Origin of the sequence: Nostocoides vanveenii (assembly GCF_039531165.1) — a bacterium.
GTDB lineage: Bacteria > Actinomycetota > Actinomycetes > Actinomycetales > Dermatophilaceae > Nostocoides_A > Nostocoides_A vanveenii.
Map to the genome: position 1 here is coordinate 117,901 of NZ_BAAAPN010000057.1, position 19,852 is coordinate 137,752.

The 19,852-nt window shown below is 69.1% G+C and carries 20 protein-coding genes; 11 read left to right on the forward strand and 9 right to left on the reverse strand.

Annotation, left to right across the window (positions count from 1 at the left end):
- Positions 1-2: 2 nt before the first annotated feature.
- Together ABD209_RS13465 and ABD209_RS13470 are read right to left on the reverse strand one after the other, a co-directional pair.
- The gene (locus ABD209_RS13465) at positions 3-1,406 is read right to left on the reverse strand and encodes an amino acid permease (protein WP_344067285.1); all 1,404 of its coding nucleotides are present in this window, start codon (positions 1,404-1,406) and stop codon (positions 3-5) included.
- A 263-nt stretch (positions 1,407-1,669) separates the two neighbouring features.
- The gene (locus ABD209_RS13470; protein WP_344067287.1) at positions 1,670-2,476 is read right to left on the reverse strand and encodes a PIG-L family deacetylase; all 807 of its coding nucleotides are present in this window, start codon (positions 2,474-2,476) and stop codon (positions 1,670-1,672) included.
- A 35-nt stretch (positions 2,477-2,511) separates the two neighbouring features.
- On the opposite strand from ABD209_RS13470, the gene ABD209_RS13475 reads away from it, so the two are divergent.
- Positions 2,512-3,762 (forward strand): serine hydrolase domain-containing protein, encoded by a 1,251-nt coding sequence (locus ABD209_RS13475; protein ID WP_344067289.1) that lies wholly within the window; start codon positions 2,512-2,514, stop codon positions 3,760-3,762.
- Between the two features lie 29 nt (positions 3,763-3,791).
- Positions 3,792-4,823: an MFS transporter gene (locus ABD209_RS13480; protein WP_344067291.1), complete on the forward strand. Its 1,032-nt coding sequence runs from the start codon at positions 3,792-3,794 to the stop codon at positions 4,821-4,823.
- 148 nt (positions 4,824-4,971) lie between these two features.
- Here ABD209_RS13480 and ABD209_RS13485 read toward each other — a convergent pair whose 3' ends face one another.
- A complete protein-coding gene (locus tag ABD209_RS13485; RefSeq protein ID WP_344067500.1) occupies positions 4,972-5,613 on the reverse strand; it encodes a DedA family protein in 642 nt (213 codons plus the stop codon).
- 203 nt (positions 5,614-5,816) lie between these two features.
- Here ABD209_RS13485 and ABD209_RS13490 point away from each other — a divergent pair, with 203 nt between their 5' ends.
- From ABD209_RS13490 to ABD209_RS13510, 5 genes are all read left to right on the forward strand, one after another.
- Positions 5,817-7,451, forward strand: a complete 1,635-nt coding sequence (locus ABD209_RS13490) for an alpha/beta hydrolase (protein WP_344067293.1) — start codon at positions 5,817-5,819, stop codon at positions 7,449-7,451.
- Positions 7,452-7,595: 144 nt separating this feature from the next.
- The gene (locus ABD209_RS13495; protein ID WP_344067295.1) at positions 7,596-8,528 is read left to right on the forward strand and encodes an ABC transporter substrate-binding protein; all 933 of its coding nucleotides are present in this window, start codon (positions 7,596-7,598) and stop codon (positions 8,526-8,528) included.
- Positions 8,529-8,531: 3 nt separating this feature from the next.
- Entirely contained in the window at positions 8,532-9,395 is an 864-nt protein-coding gene (locus ABD209_RS13500; protein ID WP_344067297.1) for an amino acid ABC transporter permease, read from the forward strand.
- An 8-nt stretch (positions 9,396-9,403) separates the two neighbouring features.
- A complete protein-coding gene (locus ABD209_RS13505) occupies positions 9,404-10,129 on the forward strand; it encodes an amino acid ABC transporter ATP-binding protein (protein ID WP_324385646.1) in 726 nt (241 codons plus the stop codon).
- 314 nt (positions 10,130-10,443) lie between these two features.
- Positions 10,444-10,977 (forward strand): cupin domain-containing protein, encoded by a 534-nt coding sequence (locus ABD209_RS13510; protein WP_324385647.1) that lies wholly within the window; start codon positions 10,444-10,446, stop codon positions 10,975-10,977.
- A gap of 77 nt (positions 10,978-11,054) precedes the next feature.
- Here the strand turns inward: ABD209_RS13510 and ppc are convergent, their stop codons facing one another.
- The 4 genes from ppc to ABD209_RS13530 form a co-directional block, all read right to left on the reverse strand.
- Positions 11,055-13,838 (reverse strand): phosphoenolpyruvate carboxylase, encoded by a 2,784-nt coding sequence (gene ppc, locus ABD209_RS13515; RefSeq protein ID WP_344067299.1) that lies wholly within the window; start codon positions 13,836-13,838, stop codon positions 11,055-11,057.
- Between the two features lie 201 nt (positions 13,839-14,039).
- On the reverse strand, positions 14,040-14,630 hold the full coding sequence (locus ABD209_RS13520; RefSeq protein WP_486348461.1) for an LLM class flavin-dependent oxidoreductase: 591 nt from the start codon (positions 14,628-14,630) through the stop codon (positions 14,040-14,042).
- A complete protein-coding gene (locus ABD209_RS13525) occupies positions 14,624-14,722 on the reverse strand; it encodes a hypothetical protein (RefSeq protein ID WP_486348462.1) in 99 nt (32 codons plus the stop codon). Before ABD209_RS13525 ends, ABD209_RS13520 begins: the two co-directional genes overlap by 7 nt.
- Positions 14,723-15,233: 511 nt before the next feature.
- Complete coding sequence (locus ABD209_RS13530; protein WP_344067305.1) at positions 15,234-15,569, reverse strand: AAA family ATPase; 336 nt, start codon at positions 15,567-15,569, stop codon at positions 15,234-15,236.
- A gap of 62 nt (positions 15,570-15,631) precedes the next feature.
- Between ABD209_RS13530 and ABD209_RS13535 the strand changes: the two genes are divergently transcribed.
- From ABD209_RS13535 to ABD209_RS13550, 4 genes are all read left to right on the forward strand, one after another.
- The gene (locus ABD209_RS13535) at positions 15,632-16,573 is read left to right on the forward strand and encodes an aminoglycoside phosphotransferase family protein (protein WP_344067307.1); all 942 of its coding nucleotides are present in this window, start codon (positions 15,632-15,634) and stop codon (positions 16,571-16,573) included.
- Between the two features lie 144 nt (positions 16,574-16,717).
- The gene (gene fbaA / locus ABD209_RS13540; protein ID WP_344067309.1) at positions 16,718-17,746 is read left to right on the forward strand and encodes a class II fructose-bisphosphate aldolase; all 1,029 of its coding nucleotides are present in this window, start codon (positions 16,718-16,720) and stop codon (positions 17,744-17,746) included.
- A 139-nt stretch (positions 17,747-17,885) separates the two neighbouring features.
- Positions 17,886-18,287, forward strand: coding sequence for a DUF3151 domain-containing protein (locus ABD209_RS13545; RefSeq protein WP_344067311.1), 402 nt, complete (start codon positions 17,886-17,888; stop codon positions 18,285-18,287).
- Between the two features lie 2 nt (positions 18,288-18,289).
- Positions 18,290-19,093, forward strand: coding sequence for a GNAT family N-acetyltransferase (locus ABD209_RS13550; RefSeq protein ID WP_344067313.1), 804 nt, complete (start codon positions 18,290-18,292; stop codon positions 19,091-19,093).
- 59 nt (positions 19,094-19,152) lie between these two features.
- Here ABD209_RS13550 and ABD209_RS13555 read toward each other — a convergent pair whose 3' ends face one another.
- Both ABD209_RS13555 and ABD209_RS13560 read right to left on the reverse strand, forming a co-directional pair.
- A complete protein-coding gene (locus ABD209_RS13555; RefSeq protein ID WP_344067315.1) occupies positions 19,153-19,548 on the reverse strand; it encodes a type II toxin-antitoxin system VapC family toxin in 396 nt (131 codons plus the stop codon).
- Positions 19,545-19,829 carry a type II toxin-antitoxin system VapB family antitoxin gene (locus ABD209_RS13560; protein WP_324385654.1) on the reverse strand — a complete coding sequence of 95 codons (285 nt, stop codon included), beginning with the start codon at positions 19,827-19,829 and terminating at the stop codon, positions 19,545-19,547. The genes ABD209_RS13555 and ABD209_RS13560 overlap by 4 nt, the downstream gene beginning before the upstream one ends.
- Positions 19,830-19,852 lie beyond the last annotated feature (23 nt).

Genomic DNA, 19,852 nt, shown 5'->3' on the forward strand with positions numbered 1-19,852 from the left:
GCTCATCGGGCTTCGGCGTCGACCGCGAGCTCGGGTCGGGCCTTGGTGCGATACGGCTTGGTGAGGGCGAATACCAGCAGCAGGGCAGCCCACGAGATGAGGCCGAGGGTGATCTGGGAGCGGGTGTCTTCGCGGATCGCCATGGAGACAAGGATCGCGGCCATCGCGATGATCGTGGCGATCGTCAGATAGGGGAAGGCCCACATCTTGAACTTCAGCTGGCGGCCGGCGGCGTCATGGCGCTTGCGCAGGACGTATTGCGAGGCGGCGATGAGGATGTAGGCAAAGAGTATGACGGCGCCGGAAGAGTTGATCAGGAAACTGAAGACCTTGTCGGGTGAGAGGTAGGCGGCGATGACGCAGAGGAAGCCGACGACCGTGGACATCAAGATCGCATAGGTGGGGACGCCGCGCTTGTTGACGATCATGACCTGCGGCGGGGCTTCGCGACGACGAGCGAGGGTGAAGAGCATCCGGCTTGCGGTGTAGAGGCCGGAGTTGAGGCAGGACAGGACCGACGTGAGGACGACGGCGTTCATCAGGTCGGCCGCGTGGGGGACGCCGAGTTTCTCGAAGGCGCTGACATACGGCGAGGCGCCAAGCTCGGTGGAGTTCCACGGGAGGATGACGGCGAGCAGGAAGACCGAGCCGACGAAGAACAGGGAGATCCGCCAGACAACCGAGCGGGTGGCCTTGGTGACGGCGCGCTCCGGGTCGTCGGACTCCGCGCCGGCGATGGTGGCAATCTCGGCGCCCACCATCGAGAAGACCGCGGTGACCATGCCGGCGAAGATGATCGACTTGCCATTGGGGAAGAAGCCGCCGTGCGCGGTCAGATTGCTGAAGTCGAAGCTGGCGCCCGGCCACATGCCGATGACGAAGAGGCTCACACAGACCAGGAAGATCAAGATGGTCGCGACCTTGATGCCGGCGAACCAGTACTCAAACTCGCCAAAAGCCTTGACAGAGTATAGATTTGTCGCGGTCATGAGGACCATGAGGATCAGCGACATCATCCATAACGGGGCGTCGATCCAGTACTGGAGAATCTTGGCGCCGGCCACGGCTTCGAAGCCGACGATGATGACCCAGAAGTACCAGTAGAGCCAGGCCACGGAGAAGCCGGCCCATGGGCCGAGCGCCTCGCGGGCATACTCGCTGAACGAGCCGGTGGTCGGCCGGGCGACGGACATCTCGCCGAGCATCTGCATGACCATGATGATCAGCACGCCACAGAGGGCGTAGGTGAGGAAGGCGCCCGGGCCGGTCTCGTTGATGACCACCCCCGACCCGACGAACAGGCCCGCACCGATGACGCCGCCGATGGCGATCATGGTCAAATGCCGTTGCCGTAGGCCCTTGTGCAGGCCCTCACTCGATGTTGCTTCGGTGGTTGTTACCGCCATCGGAATGCCCCTTCCCTTCCCACTTCGTTGTGGAATGTCGATGAGTGGAAGGGTGCCAGCGGGGATGGCGGCCGTGGATGGCCGATATGTCGAAATTCGAAGGGTTTGGCAGGACGTTCCGTCCTGCGCTGCGCGCGGCCCGAGACAACCAGACTCCCCAGTCCGTATGCCGAATCCTCACCCGTGTGTTGCGGCACCTCCCACGGTAGCCGAGCCCGCCACCGGTCTGGCCGTCGGGGTCCGGGACGGCCATTCTGTGCGGCTCAGGCGCCGAAAGGCCAGCCGGCGTGCATGCCGGGGGAATCGGCATACGCCGGTTCGATGTAGTGCTCGGTGGCGAAGAAGGCGCGGAAGATCTCCTCGGGCATACCGAGGAAGCCTTCGATGTCGGTCTTCTGGCTGCGATGGGCTTCCATCGCCGCGCGGCGGTGCGGCAGGAAGTCGGCGACGTCGACCTGCCAGGTGATCTCGGCCTCGGGAGTGCCGAGCGGGTTGCCGTCGTCCATCGGGGCGTCCGGGTTGAACGCGTCGCTGTCGCTGAGCCCGGCGGCCTTGGCGCCTTCATACAGCCGGCGAATGATGTCGCGGTTCATCGTCGACTCGAGCACCCGCGGGCGCCGCGCCGCGAGCCGGGCCCCCTCGTGCAGGACGTGGTGGACCTTGACGTGATCGGGGTGGCCGTAGCCGCCGTGCCAGTCGTAGCCGACGACGATGTCCGCGTCCTCGGCGTCGAGAATTGCGGCCAGTCGCAGGCCAGCGTCGCGAGTGTCGGCCTGATGGAAGCACCCGGCGTGGGTGTTTTGCTCCCAGCCGGTCATGCCCGAGTCGGAGTAGCCGAGCCACTCGACGCGGGCGACCCCGAGAGCCGCCGCCGAGCGCTCCGCCTCGATGCGGCGACGGTCGATCAGTGTCTCGCCGGGCGCCAGGTCGTCGGGGACTTCCCCGTGTTCGCCGTTGGTCGCGAAGACCGCAACGACGCGGCTGCCCTCGGCCGCGGCACGGGCCATGGCCCCCGATGTCTGCGAGGCCTCGTCGTCCGGATGAGCGTGGAAGAACACAATGGTCGGCACGGGCCGCAAGAGTAGTGGCTCGTAGTCTGAGAGGCGTGAGCGAGCCGTCCGTCCTGACCGAGCACAGCTACTACCACCCCCAGCCGGGCACCGCCTGGGAGGCCGTCGGCGCCGCTGCCGAGTTGCTGGGTGCGCAAGCCCCACTCGTCACGCTCGCCAACTGGCAGGAGGATCCGCACCACTCTTGGGCCTTCCAGCACATGCGCGAGCTGATGCCGAGCCAGGTCATCGAGGGCACCGACGAGCCGCGCCCGCTGCCGGAAGCGCTCGGTGAGGTGGGCGGCATACGGCTCGAAACGCCCTGGGCCACAACGGTAGACGCGCTCATCGACGCGACCGAGACCGACGGGTTTCTCGTCCTGCACAAGGGGGCGATCGTCGATGAGCGGTATGCCGGCGGGATGACGCGGCGTCGACGTCACCTGATCATGTCCTGCACCAAGTCCGTCGTGTCCGCGGTCGCGGGCAGCCTCACCGGCGCTGGACTGCTCGATCCGGATGCCCCCGTCGAGACCTATGTCCCCGAACTCGCCACGAGCGGGTACGCCGGCGCGACCGTGCGCACCGTCCTCGACATGCGTTCCGGGGTGAAGTTCAGCGAGGCCTATCTCGACCCCGACGCCGAGGTCCGTGTCATGGAACGGTCGATGGGCTGGGCGCCGCGCAACCACGGCGACCCGCTGGGCATGTACCCCTACATCCTGACCATGACGCGCGACCGCGCCCACAACGGCACCTTCGACTATCGCTCGATCGAGACCGACGTCCTCGGGTGGATCGTCGAGCGCGCCGCCGGGCGACGCATGTCGGAGTTGATCGGCGAGCGGATCTGGCGGCCGATGGGCGCCTTCCACGACGCCGAGATCACCGCCGACCCGCTCGGCTGTGCAGTCCACGACGGCGGTATGTCCGCGACCCTGCGCGATCTCGGCCGCTTCGGGCTGATGCTGCTCGACCACGGCCGGGTGGGCGAGCGCGAGGTGCTGCCGGCGGGGTGGGTGACGGATGCGGCATACCCGCCGGACGACGTGCGCGCGGCGTTCGCTGCGTCGGTCAACGAGCCCTACCTGCCCGGCGGGTGGTATCGCAGCCAATTCTGGTTCGTGCCAGGGGATTCCGGGCCGATCCTGCTGTGTCTGGGCATCCACGGGCAGATGATCTTTGTCGAGTTTGCGACCGGGCTGGTGGGCGTGAAGCTCTCCTCCTGGCCGACCCCGCAGAACGCCGACAAGCTGGTCGCGACCATCAACGCCTTCCGCGCGATCGGGCGGTCGCTGGCGGGCTGACCGGTTCGCCCGGCGCGAGGAGTCCACCGGTGGGCGCGAACGTCCCTGGCTGGCAGCCGCCGAACGACTTCGCGATCCCGCCGGGGGCCTATCGCGCCGTCGATCAGGCGGTCGGGAGCGTGCTCTACCAGACCTGGACCCAGGAGATTGCCCGCGCTCTTGACCGGGCCGGCGCGAGCCTGCTGATCCCGCTAGCGAGTGTGGTGCAGATGGCTGCGTGCATCGGCCTCGCGCTCGCGGACTCGCTCCCGGCGACCTATGCGCTGGTCATCGCCCTGCAACTCGGCTTTGCCGTCGCCAACCCGACCTGGACCTGGGTGCTCGCTCGGGCCGTGGGCGACGACCGGATCGGCCAACTCGTCTCTGCCCAGCAGGCCCTGATGGCCGCCGCATCCCCGGTCGGCGCGGCAATCGGGGGCGTGCTGGTGCAAGCGCATGGCGATGCTCTCGTCTTTCTCCTGGACGCCTTGACGTACATCGTGATCGCGGCCGTGGCGTTGGGCATCCGTCCTCCTGAGCGCGGTCCGAACGCCTTGCCACCCAGGGCGCGGGCCGAGAGCGAGCGCGGCCGACTTCGGGTTCTGGCAGGCCGCGACCGGCGCCGGGGCCCTGGCCGGTGCGCTGGCCGCGGGCGCGCTCGCGACCGATCGGCAGCGGATCCACGCGATCCTCATCGCCCTGACCACGATCGCCGCGGGGCTCGTGGGAATCGGGTTGGCGCCCACGCTGACCTGGGTCTTCGTCCTCGGCGCCGTCCTGGGCCTGGCGAATGCGGTGAGCAATGCCGGCTTGTTCGCGGTCTTCGTGGGATCGCAGCCGAAGCCCGGGGCCGGGCGCTCGCCCTACTGGGCGGCCTGGCTCGGGCCACGTCGCTGCTCGCCCTCGTGCTCGGTGGCCTCGCCGGTGCCACGCTCGGCTCGCGCCTGAGCTTCGTGGTCCCGGGCGGGGCGGGACTGGTGGTTGCCGCGTGGGCGTGGCGCGGCATACGGCAGGCACTGCGTGCCGAGCGAAAGTTGCCGACGAAGCTGAACCCACCCGACGACGGGGCTGCACCGGCCTAGCCCACGCAGAGCGTGGGACCCAGACGAAGCTGAACCGGCCTGTCGACGGGGCTGTACCGGCCTTTCGACGGGCCTGAACCGGCCTGTCGACGGGGCTGAACCGGCCTTTCGACGAAGGAGGGGCGGGGCTGGCGGTGCGGTGAGGCGCTCAGGCGGCGTCGAGGGCGCGGCGCGCCTCGCGCCGGTGCTTCAGGAACTCCAGCACCATCGGGATGACGGAGACGGCCACGATCAGCAGGATCACGGCTTCGAGGTGGTCCTTGAGCGACGGGAAGGCTGAGCCGAGGAAATAGCCGGCCAGCGTCACGCCGGTTGCCCAGAGCACGGCGCCCACGCCGCTCCAGACGAAGAAGTGGCGTCGTTCCATCTTGCCGACACCGGCGACGACGGTGATGAAGGTGCGCACGATCGGGACGAAGCGCCCGAGCACGAGCGCCTTGGCGCCATACCGATCGAAGAAGTCGTGGGTCTTGTCGAAGTTGGCCTTGTTGATGAAGCGGCCCTGACGCTCATAGAGCGGCGTGCCGACGGCCCGCCCGATCTCGTAGCCGACGACATTGCCCAGGAAGGCCGCGATCGAGAGGATCAGGCAAGCGCTCACGATGTTGAAGTGCAGCGTCTTATTGGCGATGAACAGGCCGACGGCAAAGAGCAGTGAGTCGCCCGGCAGGATCGGGAAGAGCAGCCCGCATTCAACGAAGACGATCGCCGTGCTCACCCAGAAGAACTGGTTGCCGAATCGCTCGAGCAGCCAGGCGGGGTCCATCCAGTTCGGGCCTAGGGTGGGCATCATCACCCGTCAAGGGTAGTTGGGCGAGCCTGGGAACTTCCTGTATGCCTGCTTGCGCGGCCGTATGACTGTCCGCTCCCGTCCGCGCGACCCACCCTCGCGTATTCGGTTGCGTGAGCGCTTGCGCCGGGCCCATTCCCGGGGTTGAGTGGGGTGCCGGGCCGCGTCCGCGGCCGGACCAGCATTGCGACAAGGGGTAGGCAGTGACACGAAGCACACACATTCGCCGGGGCGCGGGAGTTCTGGCTTTCGCCATGGGGGCGAGCCTGTTCGCCGCCGCGGGGCCAGGTCAGGCCGCGCCGACGACCCGCGAGAGCGCGGTCGCGCCGGCCGCATCGGCGGCCCAAGGCGACCAGGTCCAGGCGCCGATTCCGGCCCTGAACTGGCAGCGCTGCCCGGATCTGCCCAAGACCTATCAGTGCGCGACGGCGAAGGCGCCCCTTGACTACGACAACCCCAGCGGACCGACGGTCCTGCTCGACCTGCTCAAGGTTGCCGCCACCAAGCCCAGCCAGAAGATCGGCACCCTCTTCGTCAACCCCGGCGGGCCAGGCGGCAGTTCGCGCGGCTTCGCAACGATGGCGGGCGACATTCTCGGCACGACGGTCAAGACGCGTTACGACGTGATCGGCATCGACCCCCGGGGCGTCGGACCCCACACCGAGATGGTCTGCCGCACCGACGCGCCCGTGCCGCCCTACTCACCGCTGTCCTTCCCCGACAGCATCGCGGCCTCCAAGGTCGTATGGCGCCAGGCCGAGTGGGCGCGGGCCGCCTGCATGAAGAACCCCGCCGCCATTGTGCGGCATATGTCGACGGCCGACACGGCCCGCGACATGGACCTGATCCGGCAGGCCGTGGGTGACCAGAAGCTCTACTACTACGGCGTCTCCTATGGCACCTACCTCGGCGCCACCTATGCCTCGATGTACCCAGGCCGGGTCGGGCGCTTCGTCGTCGACGGCGTTCTCGACCCGGTCGCGTGGGCCACCGGCGACTCGCTACCCGCCACGCAACCGTTCTCGACCCGCCTGCGCAGCGCCAAGGGCGCTGCCGAGGCGATGGTCTCGGGCATGCGCGAGTGCGACCGGCTCGGCAAGAGGTCGTGTGCCTTCGCCGGTGGCGCGTATGCCAAGTGGCTCAAGCTCGTCGACCTGGCCAAGGCGGGCAAGCTCACCGCCAATGGGGAGGTCATCCCCTACCCGAACCTCATCGGCGGCGTGCTCGGTTTCCTCTACGGCCACACCTACTCTGGCCTGGACGTCATCTTGCAACAGCTGTGGGCTGAGAATGTCGCCAAGTCCGGCCGTGTCGCCTCGGATGCCGCATCCCGGCTCGCCCAGTCGGCCACCGCCATCGCGGATGCTCCCTACCAGGCCCCGCAAGCCCGTACCTCCACGGTGCGTGACGCCTTCAGCGGGGTCGCCTGCTCCGACACCCGCAACCCGGAGAACCGTGCGGACTGGTGGCGCGCCGGCGTCGCCCAGGACAAGCAGTACCCGTGGTTCGGTTCGCTCTGGACATGGGCCAGTGCCACCTGCGCCAAGTGGCCCATCGTGACCAAGTCCGACAGCTACTTCGGACCCTTCGGCGGCCCGACGGCCAACCCGATCCTCGTCGTGGGCAACACCTACGACCCGGCGACGCCGATCCATGGCGCGCGCAAGGTCGCCAGCCTGTTCGAGAAGTCCCGTCTCCTGACGTATGACGGCTGGGGTCACGGCGCGCTCGGCAACTCGTGCGTGACGGCGGCCTTCGACCGCTACTACGCGACCGGCGCCCTCCCGGCCGTCGGTGCGACGTGCACGATGGACGCACCGCTGTTCAGCGCCAGCTGACCTAGCCGCACGCCCGCGTGGCCCCGACCGGTTGCCGCCGGCCGGGGCCACGCGGTTGTCCGCGCTCGGCACGGGCTGGTCAGGCTCGCCGCCCGGCCAGTTAGCATTTCGTTCGCCCCGTGGTCGCCCTCTCCAGGAGCCGTCATGCCCCGCACCACTGTGCGTTCCCTCCGCCCGTTTGCCGTGTGCGCCGGCGCCGCGCTCGCGCTCGCCGGGTGCGGTGCCGCTCAGGGCCCGGCCGGCTCGGCGTCGACCTCCGCGACCACGAGCGCCGCCACCTCGAGTGCCACGTCGTCGTCGGCGACCACGTCGTCGGCCTCCGCGATCCCCGCGGCGTGCATGAAGGGCACCGTCGCGACCCACACGGACGGCAAGCTGACCATCGGGACCGACACCCCGGCATACGGGCCGTGGTTCTCCGACAACGACCCGGCCAACGGCCGCGGCTACGAATCCGCCGTCGCCTACGCGATCGCCGACAAGCTCGGCTTCGCGCCCGGCGATGTGAAGTGGGTGACCGTGCCCTTCAACAAGGCCGTGCTGCCCGGCGCCAAGGATTTTGACTTCGACGTCAACCAGGTCTCGATCACCGATGCGCGCAAGAAGGCCGTCGACTTCTCCTCGGGCTACTACGACGTCGTGCAGACGGTGATCACCTACAAGGGCAGCCCGATCGACGGCAAGACGATGATCGCGGACCTCAAGGGCGCCAAGCTCGGGGCCCAGGTCGGCACCACGTCGCTGCTGGCGATCACCGATCAGATCGGCGCCGAATCGGCCGTCTACCAGAGCAACGACAAGGCGGTCCTGGCGCTGAAGGCCCACCAAATCGACGGCATCGTCGCCGACCTGCCGACGGCCTTCTTCATGACTGCCGTCCAGCTGGACGACGGCGTCATCGTCGGGCAATTGCCGTTGACCGGCAGCACGCCGGAGCAGTTCGGCGCGGTGCTCGACAAGGGGTCCGCGTTGACACCGTGTGTCACCGCGGCAGTCGACGCCCTGCGTGCCGACGGCGAACTCGACACACTGGTGACCACCTGGCTCTCCAGCCAGGGCGCTCCCGAGCTGAAGTAGTCCGTGGCGCCCGCCTCGCCGCCGGTTGACGGCTGGGTCCCATCAACGCTCCAACGTGAGCGAGATGCCTTCCGCGCCAAGGCCACTCGGCGAGCGGTCATCACGGCGGGCCTTGCGTCGCTGGCGGTCTTCGCGGTGATCGCGCTGGCCGTGACCTCCTCCCCGGGGTGGCCGGCCTTCCGCGAGACCTTCTTCAACTGGGACAAGGCGCTCTCGTCCTTCCCGGCGGTGCTGCGGGGCTTGTGGATGAACATCCGGGTGATGCTCGTCAGTGCCGTGTGCATCGCCATCATCGGGTTGACGCTCGCGGTCCTGCGCACCTTGCGCGGCGCGGTCTTCTTTCCGCTGCGGGCGTTGGCCACGGCATACGTCGATCTCTTCCGCGGCTTGCCGCTGCTGTTGCTCCTGCTCGTCCTCGGTCTCGGTATGCCCGCGTTGCGGCTCTCGGGGCTGCCGACGAGCGCGCTCTTCTGGGGCGGGGTGGCGATCACGCTGTCCTACTCGGCCTATGTGGCGGAGGTCTTCCGAGCCGGCATCGAGTCGGTGCATCCCTCGCAGTGGGCGGCTGCGCGGTCGCTCGGGCTGACCTATCGCCAGACCCTGCGCCGAGTCGTGCTGCCGCAGGCGATCCGCAGCGTGGTACCGGCCCTGATGAACGACGTGGTCTCGCTGCACAAGGACTCCGGCCTGGTGTCGATGGTCGGGGTCACGGACGCGATCCTCGCCGCCCAGATCGAGACGTCCTCCGACTACAACTTCACGCCGTATGTCGTGGCGGGAGTCCTCTTCCTCATCCTCACCATCCCGATGGCGCGTTTCACGGACTGGCTCGCGCGACGCCAGGGGCAGCGGGGGGTGTTGCTGTGAGCGACCCGGTGCTGCGTCTGGAAAATGTACGAAAGTCATTCGGGGACAACGTCGTTCTGCGGGATGTCTCGCTCGATGTGGCGGCCGGTGAGTGCGTCGTGCTCATCGGGGCATCCGGGTCGGGGAAGTCCACCCTGCTGCGATGCGTCAATCTGCTGGAGCGGGTCGACGACGGCGTGGTGCGGCTCGACGGCGAGGACATCACCGATCCCCGAGTCGACGCCGACCGGGTGCGAGCGCGCATCGGGATCGTCTTCCAGGCCTACAACCTCTTCCCGCATCTGAGCGTGCTCGACAATGTCACGCTGGCGCCGATCCTGGTCCACAAGGTCGCGGCTGAGCAGGCCCGGAGCGAGGCGCTGGCGATGCTGGACCGGGTGGGGCTCGCGGCCAAGGCGGCCGCGCGGCCGGACTCGCTCTCCGGCGGCCAGCAGCAGCGAGTGGCGATCGCCCGGGCCCTGGTCAACCGGCCGCGGCTGATGTTGCTGGACGAGGTGACCTCGGCGCTCGACCCCGAGTTGGTCGGGGAGGTGCTCGACCTGCTGCGCGAACTCAAGGACGACGGCCTGACGATGATCCTCAACACCCATGAGATGGGTTTTGCCCGCCAGGTTGCCGATGTCGTGTGCTTCCTCGACGGCGGGGTGATCCTCGAGCAGGGCCGGCCCGAGCAAGTCCTCGGTGCCCCGGCCCACGAGCGCACCCAGCGCTTCCTCTCGCGTCTGACCCACTGAGTCCGCCCGACGCCCGACGCGGTCCGCCGTATTCACCGGGTCCCTTCACGGTGGCCGACGGTCTTGGTCGGGCGGCGCCCCGTCGAGCGGCTCCGGGCCTCGGGCTCCCAGTGCTGGGGGGAAATGGGCCATTGACGTGTCAGAGCACACTCCAGGCCCGTCGAATGCGCGTGCAGGCGCCCGAAGGCGGTCCCCTGGTGCCCAGGCAGGATAACGAGTCGACCTGTCTGCAAGATAACTACGTGTTACCTATATCCAAAGAGTGTGTTATGTTCGGGGCGGCCGAACGACCGTATCCACCGAAGGAGTGCCCGATGACCACCGTCCTGACCAACCCGTCCTCGGGCATGTGCACTGAGGTGGAGTTGCGCCGCCGCTTGACCGAGGCCCTGCTCAGCGACATCGTCGAGCGGGTGGCCGCGAATCCGCAGACGTGGGCGCCCCTCGTCGGTGACGGGCGCAGTCATACGTGGGCTCGTGTGCCGGTGCGCGAGGACGTGCACGTGTGGGTCGCCACCTGGCCGACTTTCCAAGGCACGCTCTTGCACAGCCACGACTACGCCACCTCGGCCTTCCGGACTGTGCGCGGCGTGCTGACCGAGGTCCGTCCCGACGAGCGCGGCCGGCTGTTGCCGCGCAAATTCGGACCCGGCCTGACCTCGGTCATCGGCCCCGGCGAGATTCACGACCTGCGCAATGAGTTGGTCGATCCCGCGGTGACGATCCATGCCTACAGCGAGCGGCTGACGTCGATCACCTACTACGACTGGGACGCGGGTGCGATCACCGAGTCCGGCCGGATCCACGCCAGCAACTGCGCCGGCGCCCACAACTGGCCGGGCGCCTGACCCCACCACCCCACCGGGGCCTGAGAGTCCGGCCACCCCGAGAATGGCAACGTTCTGCGCCCGTTGCCATTCTCGGATCAGCCGGTGTTGCGCAGGCCGGCCGCCACCCCGTTGACGGCCAGCAGCAGGGCCCGCTGCAGATCCGGGTCGGTATCGCCGGCCCGAATGCGCGCCAGCATCGACAACTGCAGGTAGCTGATCGGGTCGAGATAGCGGTCGCGCACCTCGAGCGTGCGCTTGAGGGTCGGCTGCGCCTCCAGCAGCTCCGACTCGCCGGTGATCTCCAGGACCGCGGCGACGGTGCGCGCATATTCGGCCTTGATCAGGTCGAAGATCGGGTGCAGCGCCGGGTCGACCAGCGCCTCCACATAGTTCTCCGCGATGTCCAGCCGCGTCTTCTTGCACATCATCTCGACATTGGAGATGAAGGTCCGGAAGAAGTGCCATCGCTCATACATCGCGCGCAGCAGATCGCCCTGCCCGGCATCGAGCGCCGAGCGCAGGCCGGTCCCCACGCCGTACCACCCGGGGATGATCTGCCGGGACTGGGTCCAGCCGAAGACCCACGGGATCGCGCGCAACCCGGCCAGCCCCAGCCCGCTGTCCGGCCGCTTCGAGGGTCGCGACCCGATCTTCAACGCGCCCAACTGCTCGACCGGCGTGGACTGGGCGAAGTAGGTCGGCAGCCTCGGGTCATCGACCAAGCCGCGGTAGGCCGCGAACGCTGCGTCGCTGATCCGGGTCATCGTGGCGTCGTACTCGAGAAGCTCTGCCTCGCCGGTGCGGGCTTTCGTATGCAGCGCGCTCGCCTCCAGCACGGCGGCGATGGTCAGCTCGAGGTTCTCGCGGGCCAGGGCCGGCAGGAGGTACTTGTCGGAGATGACCTCGCCCTGCTCGGTGACCTTGATCGCCCCGGACAGCGTGCCGAAGGGCTGGGCCAGGATGGCCTCGTGTGTCGGCCCGCCGCCTCGGCCGACACTGCCGCCGCGGCCGTGAAAGAGACGCAGCTGGATGTTGTGTCGGGCCGCGGTGTCGCGCAGCACGCGCTGGGCCCGGTGGATCTCCCACTGGCTCGTGGTGATGCCCGCGTCCTTGTTGGAGTCGGAATAGCCGAGCATCACCTCCTGCACCCCGCCGCGCGCTTCGACAATCTGCCGGTATGCCGGCGCACTCAGGAGTTCATCGAGAATCGTTCCGGCGGAGCGCAATTCCTCCACGGTCTCCAGGAGGGGCACGAAGCCGATGTCTGCACGTGCCAAGCGGCCGGCGTCGGTGGCGAGATCCACCAGCCCGGCCTCGCGGGCGATCACCGCGGCGGCGAGCAGGTCGTCGGCACCCTGGGTCATCGAGACGATGTAACTCTCGATGACCTCCTGACCGAACCACTCCTTCGCGGTGCGGATTGCCCGGAAGGTGTCGAAGGTACGCGTGCCGTCTGCATCCAGCGGCGGCGGCGTGGGCGTCAACGGGCGTCGGCCGGCGAGTTCGCCGGAAAGCCACGCTAGGCGCTCCGGGCGGGAGCGGGCGGCATACTCGCCAGGGACACCGGAGGCCCGGTCTGCCAGCTGCGCAAGCACGTGATGGTGGGCGTCGCTGTGTTCGCGCACATCCATGGTCGCCACCTGCAGGCCGAAGGCGCTCGCCGTTCTGATCAGCCGGGCGAGGGCCCCGCGGGCGATGAGTTCGCCCTTGTTCGCCAGCAGCGACTCCTTGATGAGCATCAGGTCCTCGAGGAGTTCTTCGCGACCGAGATAGTCGTGACCCGGCCGGTGCGGGCGGCGCGCGGCGATCCGCTCGCGCGTGTTGTTCAGCCGCTGGCGCACACAACTGAGCTTGAGCCGGTAGGGCTCTTCGACGTTGAGTCGCCGGATCCGGTCCTCGATTTCCAGGGTCGCCAGGTCGCGTTCGAGGCTGGCCGCCAACGCCGGCGTGACGCCGACGAGCTTTGTCGACATCGACACCTCGTCGACGCACTCGGAGACCATGGCGATCAGGCCCCGGATGCCGACAGCGTGCTGCATCACGAGGATCTCGATGGTCGTCTCCGGCGAGACATTCGGGTTGCCGTCCCGGTCGCCACCGATCCAGTTGCCGAAGACGAGCGGCCGCGCCGTCGCCGGCAGGTAGGCACCCCGCCGCTCGGCCTCCTCGGCCAGGTCCGCGAGCAGTTTCGGGACCGTCTCCTCAAGCAGGCCGTCGACGAAGAACAACATATTGCGAGCCTCGTCGGCGACGGTGGGCTGATCGACGCGAAGATCGTCGCTCTGCCACATCGACTCGATGATCTCAGCGAGGCGCCGATCGCGCTGCCGCTCGGTGCGTGCGCTCGGCTTCGCACGGTAGGCGATCAGGGCTTCCGCGATCTCGCGCAGCTTCAGCAGTGCCGTCCGGCGGCTGGCCTCGGTCGGGTGGGCCGTGTAGACCGGACGCACCGAGAGCCGGCTCAACGAGGTGGTCAGGGCCGGCGCGCCACGTTCGGCCACGACGGCGTCCATCGCGGCCACCAGCCAATCGGCATCCTCGGGCCGCTCCGCGAGGTGGGCGGCGCGGTCGACCTGTTCGGCGATATTGGCCAGGTGGAAGTAGGTCGCGAACGCCCGCACCATATTCATGGCGGTGGGCAGATCCACCGCGGCCAGGCGGGTGGCCAGTTCCCGGGCCGCCGAGTCCTCGCCGGTCTGGGCTCGCTTGGTCAGCACCCGCACGGCCTCGACGGCGTCGAGGAGATCCTGACTCTCCTGGCGCACCAAGGTCTGCCCGAGCAGATCCCCTAGTCGCCGGATATCGCGTCGCAGCGCAGCGTCGCCCGGGGGCCCCGAGCGTGAGTCGTCGCCGCTGGGTCCGTTCGGCACGCGGTCCATACGGGCAGGGTATGGAACCGCTTTCACTGACGGCAAGCGCGTGTCGCGACGTGGGCGGTCCGTGACGTGACGAGGTCCCCGATCCAGCTGTTGTGCAGGCACCCTTCTCGCTCATCCGGCGCGGGCGCTGAGCGCGGCTCCAGCGCCGAGTCGGCCCGGAGCCGCTCGACGAGAGGGGGCGGGCGGGTTCGGGCGTTTGCGTCAGGTCCCGGTCGCAAGGGGGGACCAGGGGGCGGGGTCCTCGGGCCGGCGCACCTGCGGCAGCGCCAGGAAGATGGTCCCCACGCCGCGTCCCACCAGCCGGTCGCGCCGGCGCCGCTGATCGCCGAGGGTGCCGGCATGGTGCCGCTCGGCAAAGGCCACCGCGCCGGTGCTTACCCGCAGCTTCTCGACCTGCCGCGCCACATCCTCCCGGTGGGCGCCCAGGACAGTGACGTCCAGGACGGTGATCGCGATGTCGGACGGGTCGCGTCCGACGGGGCCACAGGCCGTATGCAGTCGCGCCAGTCGGTCGCTTAAGGTGCGTTGGTCGCTGGGCAGGTTGACGGCGTCGGCGAGCCGGGCGGCAATGCGCAGGGTGCGAGATCCGTTGCCGCCCATAACGATCGGACACGGCCCACGGGGCGCGGATAGCCTGTGGTCTCGGGCAGGCCGGCGTGGACCCCGGCATACGGCTTGGTCCCGGTAGCCCAGAGCGCACGCATCGTCTCGATGCTGCGTTCGACCTCGTCGAGTCGCTCTCGCGGCGACGGGAAGGGGATCCCGTGTGCCGCATGCTCCCGCTCTCACCACCCCGCCCGGATCCCGGCGAAGGCGCGTCCGGCCGAGAGGGCATCGAGGGTGGCTAGGGTTTTGGCGAGCACGCCGGGTCGGCGGAAGGTCACAGGGGAGACGAGCGTGCCGAGCCGCAACCTGGTCGACAGGCCGGCGAGCAGGCCGAGCGCGACCTAGGGCTCGGGATCGGCTCCCAGGCGCGGTCGACCTGAGGAATCTGGATCAGGTGGTCCATCAGCGCGATTCCGGCGAAACCGGCCTCATCCGCGGCGAGCGCCATCGAGCGCAGCCAGCCGGCGGGATCTGCGCCCCACGCCAATCGGGAAATGTTGAGGACGTCGTCGACGCCCGCTCCCGGTGGTCGTGGCCACGGTTTGTCCAGTGGCCTGCGTGCGGAGGCAGGCGTAGCGGCCACCGCGCCTGCTCACGTCCGATGCGTCCCCGGATGAGACGTCCGGGCCTCGACGAACGAGGCGTCCGGGGCGACGGGCGTGGGGGCGACTGTCAGGACCTCGGCCCAACCTTCCCCCGGACAGGACGGCGGCGAGTGCGCGCGATCGCTGCACTTGATGACCTAGCGCCCGTGCCGGGACAGGTCGGTCGCGCAGGGCGTTCCGGGCGTCAAACCGCCGCCTGTGAGGTGAAATGCACTGCCACGCAAGGCAAACCAGCACGTTGGCCGGCGTCGAGATGGGCCGCGCGGCGGGCATCATCCAGGCCGAGCGTGTCGATCACCGTCGTCAATCCCCGCCGTAGGCGCGCGGCCACGATGAGGTCGAGTGCGGCGAAGGCGTCGGCCGAAGCGTCGAGATCGGCCGATCCCGTGCCGACGACGGCGCGCAGGGCGTCCGAGGCGACGATCTCGGACGCGCGATAGTGCGCGGCGGCCCAGGTCGACTTGCCTGACCCGGCCGCGCCGACGAGCACGATCAGCGCGGGGTCCGGCTGCCTGGGCACAGGCGCCAGTCTGCTCACCGCATGCCTAGGGCCTGGTCACGCGCGTGACATAGGTTCGGCAGATGCCGCACGTCCCGATCCCGGAGTCCTTCCGTGCGACGATCGCCGGCCGGGCGCCGGAGCCGGAGGTGTCGGGCGCGGACTGGTTGCGTCGGCTGCCGGCACTCATCGAGGCCTCGCTCGGCCGGTGGGATCTCGTACCCGACGGTGAGGTCCAGCATGGCGAGTGTGCGCTCGTCGTCCCGGTCCGGTTGCGCGGCAACGACTTCCGTGCGCAGACACCCGATGGATCGGCCATTCTGAAACTGACCTGGCCGCATGGGGAGGCGCGTCTGGAGCATCTCGCGCTTCGTGACTGGAGCGGCCGAGGAGCTGTGCGGCTGCTGGCGGCGGAGCCCACGGCATACGTCCTGTTGTTGGAGCGGCTCGCGCCGCGGGCCCTGACGGAGGTCTCGATCCTGGAGGCCTGTGAGGTGATCGGGACGCTCGTCAACACGCTCGACCGGCCGGCCGGCCCGCAGTACGAGCGGCTGTCGGCCAAGGGCGCGCGCTGGCGCGAGGTGCTCGCCCAGGGCACGCCGCTCGTTCCGCGCCGGCTGACCGAGCAGGCGTCGGCGACGCTGGGCCATTTGCTGGACGGCGAGGTCGAGGGCCGCCTCGTCCACGAAGACCTGCACGACGCCAACGTCCTGGCCCCGCTCGACCCGGCCCGCGGGCAGTGGCTGGCCATCGACCCCAAGCCGGTTTCCGGTGAATGGCCGTATGCCGTGGCCCCCATCGTCTGGAACCGCGCCGAGGCGACGGCCGCTGCCCACAACCCGAGGATGCATGTGCGCCTGCGTGCCGACATCGTCGCCGACGCGGCCGGTCTCGACCCCGACCGGGTGGCCGCGTGGACCCTGGTGCGGCTGGTCATCAACGCGGTCTGGGCGGCGTCCTTCGCGCCGCAATCGAACGCCTTCCGGGCGCGGATGATCATGCTCGCCAAGGCCTTCACCGGCTGACCTCGTCGCCATCTCAGAAGCCGACCGAAAGAACGGCATCCGGGCGCCGCCGATGAGACGCGGGCACCCGGCCGTGCGGCGCTCATGGGAGGATCGAAGTGGAGTAAAAGTCATCACAGGCATCACGCACAAAGGAGCAAGCCCGTGCCCATCGCAACTCCCGAGGTCTACGCCGACATGCTCGAGCGAGCCAAGGCCGGCTCGTTCGCCTACCCGGCGATCAACATCACCTCTAGCCAGACCGTCACGGCGGCCATTCGCGGTTTCGCGGAGGCCGGCAGCGACGGCATCATCCAGGTCTCGACCGGTGGCGCCGAGTACGCCTCCGGCTCGACGATCAAGAACATGGTCACTGGCTCGCTCGCTCTCGCGGCGTATGCCGAAGAGGTCGCGAAGAACTACCCCGTCAACATCGCGTTGCACACCGACCACTGCCCCAAGGACAAGCTCGACGGCTTCGTGCGCCCGCTCATTGCGGCCAGCACCGAGCGCGTCAAGGCCGGCGGGCTGCCGATCTTCCAGTCGCACATGTGGGACGGCTCGGCCGTGCCGCTGGCCGAGAACCTGCAGATCGCCGAGGAACTGCTCGCCCTGACCAAGGCCGCGAACATCATCCTCGAGGTCGAGATCGGCGTCGTCGGTGGCGAGGAGGACGGTGTCGCCAACGAGATCAACGAGCAGCTCTACACCACCCCCGAGGACGCTTTGAAGACGGTCGAGGCGCTCGGCCTCGGCGAGAACGGCGCCTACATGGCCGCCCTGACGTTCGGCAATGTGCACGGCGTCTACAAGCCCGGCAATGTCAAGCTGCGCCCGGAGATCCTGCGCCAGTGCCAGGACGCGATCGTCGCCGCCAAGGGCCTCGAAGCCGGCTCCAAGCCGCTCGCGCTCGTCTTCCACGGTGGCTCGGGCTCGCTGCCCGAGGAGATCTCGGCCGCGGTCGACTACGGCGTGGTGAAGATGAATGTCGACACCGACACCCAGTACGCTTTCACCCGCCCGGTCGCCGCCTGGATGTTCCAGCACTACGACGGCGTGCTGAAGGTCGACGGCGAGGTCGGCAACAAGAAGCAGTACGACCCGCGCGCTTGGGGCAAGGACGCCGAGGCCGGTATGGCCGCCCGCGTCGTCGAGGCCTGCCAGAACCTCCGCTCGGCCGGGACTCACGCCTAAGTCCCGGACACCCCTACCGGATGGGTGGGAGGGGCCAGCTTTCCCGCCCGACGCCGGAAACCCCTCGTGCGCATGGGAAGTTTTCCCGCGCGAACGAGGGGTTTCCCCTGCGCATTCCCTACCGTGAGAGAGTCCCCGTATGACCGATCTGCTTGGGACTCCCGAGACTCGCCTGCCCGTCGATCCGGCCGACGCCGCCCTGAAATACCGGGTCGCGCCGATCGACGCCGCCAAGGCGTGCCCGGCCTCCTCGCTCGCGTGGGCGCTGCTCGCCGAGGAGGCGCTCGCCCGGGGGGAGGCGGTCACGGCATACGCCTATGCCCGCACGGGCTACCATCGCGGACTGGACGCACTGCGCCGGGCGGGGTGGCGCGGCCAGGGGCCGATCCCGTGGTCCCACGAGCCCAACCGCGGCTTCCTGCGCGCGCTGGCCGCCCTTGCCTATGCCGCTGCAGCCATCGGCGAGGAGGACGAGCGGGTGCGGTGCACGGAGTTCTTGCGCGCGTCGTCGGCGGAGGCCGCCCGCGATCTGGGGCTCTGACGGTGGCGCTGACGCCGGCTGAGCTCCTGGCGGCCCTGCACCGGCAGGTGCGCACGGGCGTCGGGGAGGGCGACCCCGAGGCCGTCCGTGAGCGCGTCGGGCTGATCTGGCGGACCTGGTCGACCAACCCCGCCGACCAGTGGGCGATGGTCGAGAGCCCCGACGGGCTCGGCGACGCACCCGACGTCACGATCGCCGGGGAGCGCGATCACTTCGCCGGCCTCGGCATCCCGCTGGAGTGGAAGACCTATTCGTATGACGTGCCGGCCGACATCGGTGGTCGACTGGTGGCTGCCGGATTCGAGTCGGGCGACGACGAGGCGCTGATGCTCGGCGAACTCGCCGATCTCGTCGATCGGGTCCCGATCCCGGAGGGCGTCAGCATCCGTGAGGTGCGCACGCTCGGCGATCTGCGCCGGATCGACGACCTCGGCGCGCTGGTCTGGGGCGCTGAGGGGCACGGTCCGCGGGCGCCCGTCGAGGGCGCCGACAGCGACCCGATTGAGCGCCGCGACCCGCACGAGTATGCCGTACTCGCCGAGGAGTCCCCGGAGGGGCCGGTGCTGTGCGCGGCCCGCGTAAACCTCACTCCCGGAACGGATTTCGCCGGCCTCTGGGGCGGCAACACGCATCCGCAGTGGCGTGGCCTGGGGCTCTATCGCGCGGTCCTCGCCAGGCGCGCGCACTGGGCGCTGGAACGCGGTGCGCGCTATGCGCGCGTCGATGCGTCGCCCAACTCCGAGCCGATCCTGGCTCGCCTCGGGCTCTATCGGGTCGCGACGACCACGCCCTACCACCACGGCTGACGCCGGGGGCGTGGGCAGCGGCGGGGGTGGCGCGGGTGGTGCCGCCCCGGCCACGGGTGCTACCAGGCGGCGGCTGGGACGTCGGTGCGCGCGAAGTCGCGCCCGACAAAGAGCAGCGGTTGCCCGGAATCCATGGCGAGGGCGTAGGCGAAGCAGTCGCCGAAATTGAGGCCGGCCGGGTGGCCCGAGCCCTGGCCATAGCGCACGTGGGCCTGCACCGCCAGATCGCCCATCCGTGGAGTCACCGAGCGGATCGAGATCTGGAGTGCCGTGCAGAGTCGATCGACATCGGCCAACCTCGGGGTCCCGAAGCGGCGCTGGAGAACAACCGATGCCTCGACGTAGTTCGCCACGGACAGCCAGCGTCTATTGGCCGTGCTGACGGCACGTGTCAAACGCACGCTCTCTGGCTCATCGAGCAGAATCGACACCAGCGCGGACGTCTCGATGATCATGAGAGCGGCAGTCCCGCCTCGTCATACATTGCGTCAAGGTCGTGCCTGACGGCTGCCCGGTCATCGTCGGTGACCGTGCGCGTGAACTCCGCGACGACTGCGCGCGCATCGTCGAACCGGCGCTGAGCAGGGTCGCCGAGGTCGCGGCTGTCGGGATCGTCGAGGGCGTCGAGATAGCGGGTGAGGGCCGCTTCAAGCACGCTGACCTGAGTACGCCCGGTGCGTTCCGCCGCCTCTCGGGCAAGGGCGCACACCCGGTCGTTCTTGATATTCAGTGCCACCGTCGATGCACCTCCTTACACCA

What these genes read in the sequence shown, in the direction of transcription:
- ABD209_RS13495 (WP_344067295.1), top strand. Translation starts at nt 7,596, where the DNA reads ATGCCCCGCACCACTGTGCGTTCCCTCCGCCCGTTTGCCGTGTGCGCC.
- ABD209_RS13510 (WP_324385647.1), top strand. Translation starts at nt 10,444, where the DNA reads ATGACCACCGTCCTGACCAACCCGTCCTCGGGCATGTGCACTGAGGTG.
- ABD209_RS13535 (WP_344067307.1), top strand. Translation starts at nt 15,632, where the DNA reads ATGCCGCACGTCCCGATCCCGGAGTCCTTCCGTGCGACGATCGCCGGC.
- ABD209_RS13465 (WP_344067285.1), bottom strand. Translation starts at nt 1,406, where the DNA reads ATGGCGGTAACAACCACCGAAGCAACATCGAGTGAGGGCCTGCACAAG.
- ppc (WP_344067299.1), bottom strand. Translation starts at nt 13,838, where the DNA reads ATGGACCGCGTGCCGAACGGACCCAGCGGCGACGACTCACGCTCGGGG.
- ABD209_RS13485 (WP_344067500.1), bottom strand. Translation starts at nt 5,613, where the DNA reads ATGCCCACCCTAGGCCCGAACTGGATGGACCCCGCCTGGCTGCTCGAG.
- ABD209_RS13545 (WP_344067311.1), top strand. Translation starts at nt 17,886, where the DNA reads ATGACCGATCTGCTTGGGACTCCCGAGACTCGCCTGCCCGTCGATCCG.
- ABD209_RS13555 (WP_344067315.1), bottom strand. Translation starts at nt 19,548, where the DNA reads ATGATCATCGAGACGTCCGCGCTGGTGTCGATTCTGCTCGATGAGCCA.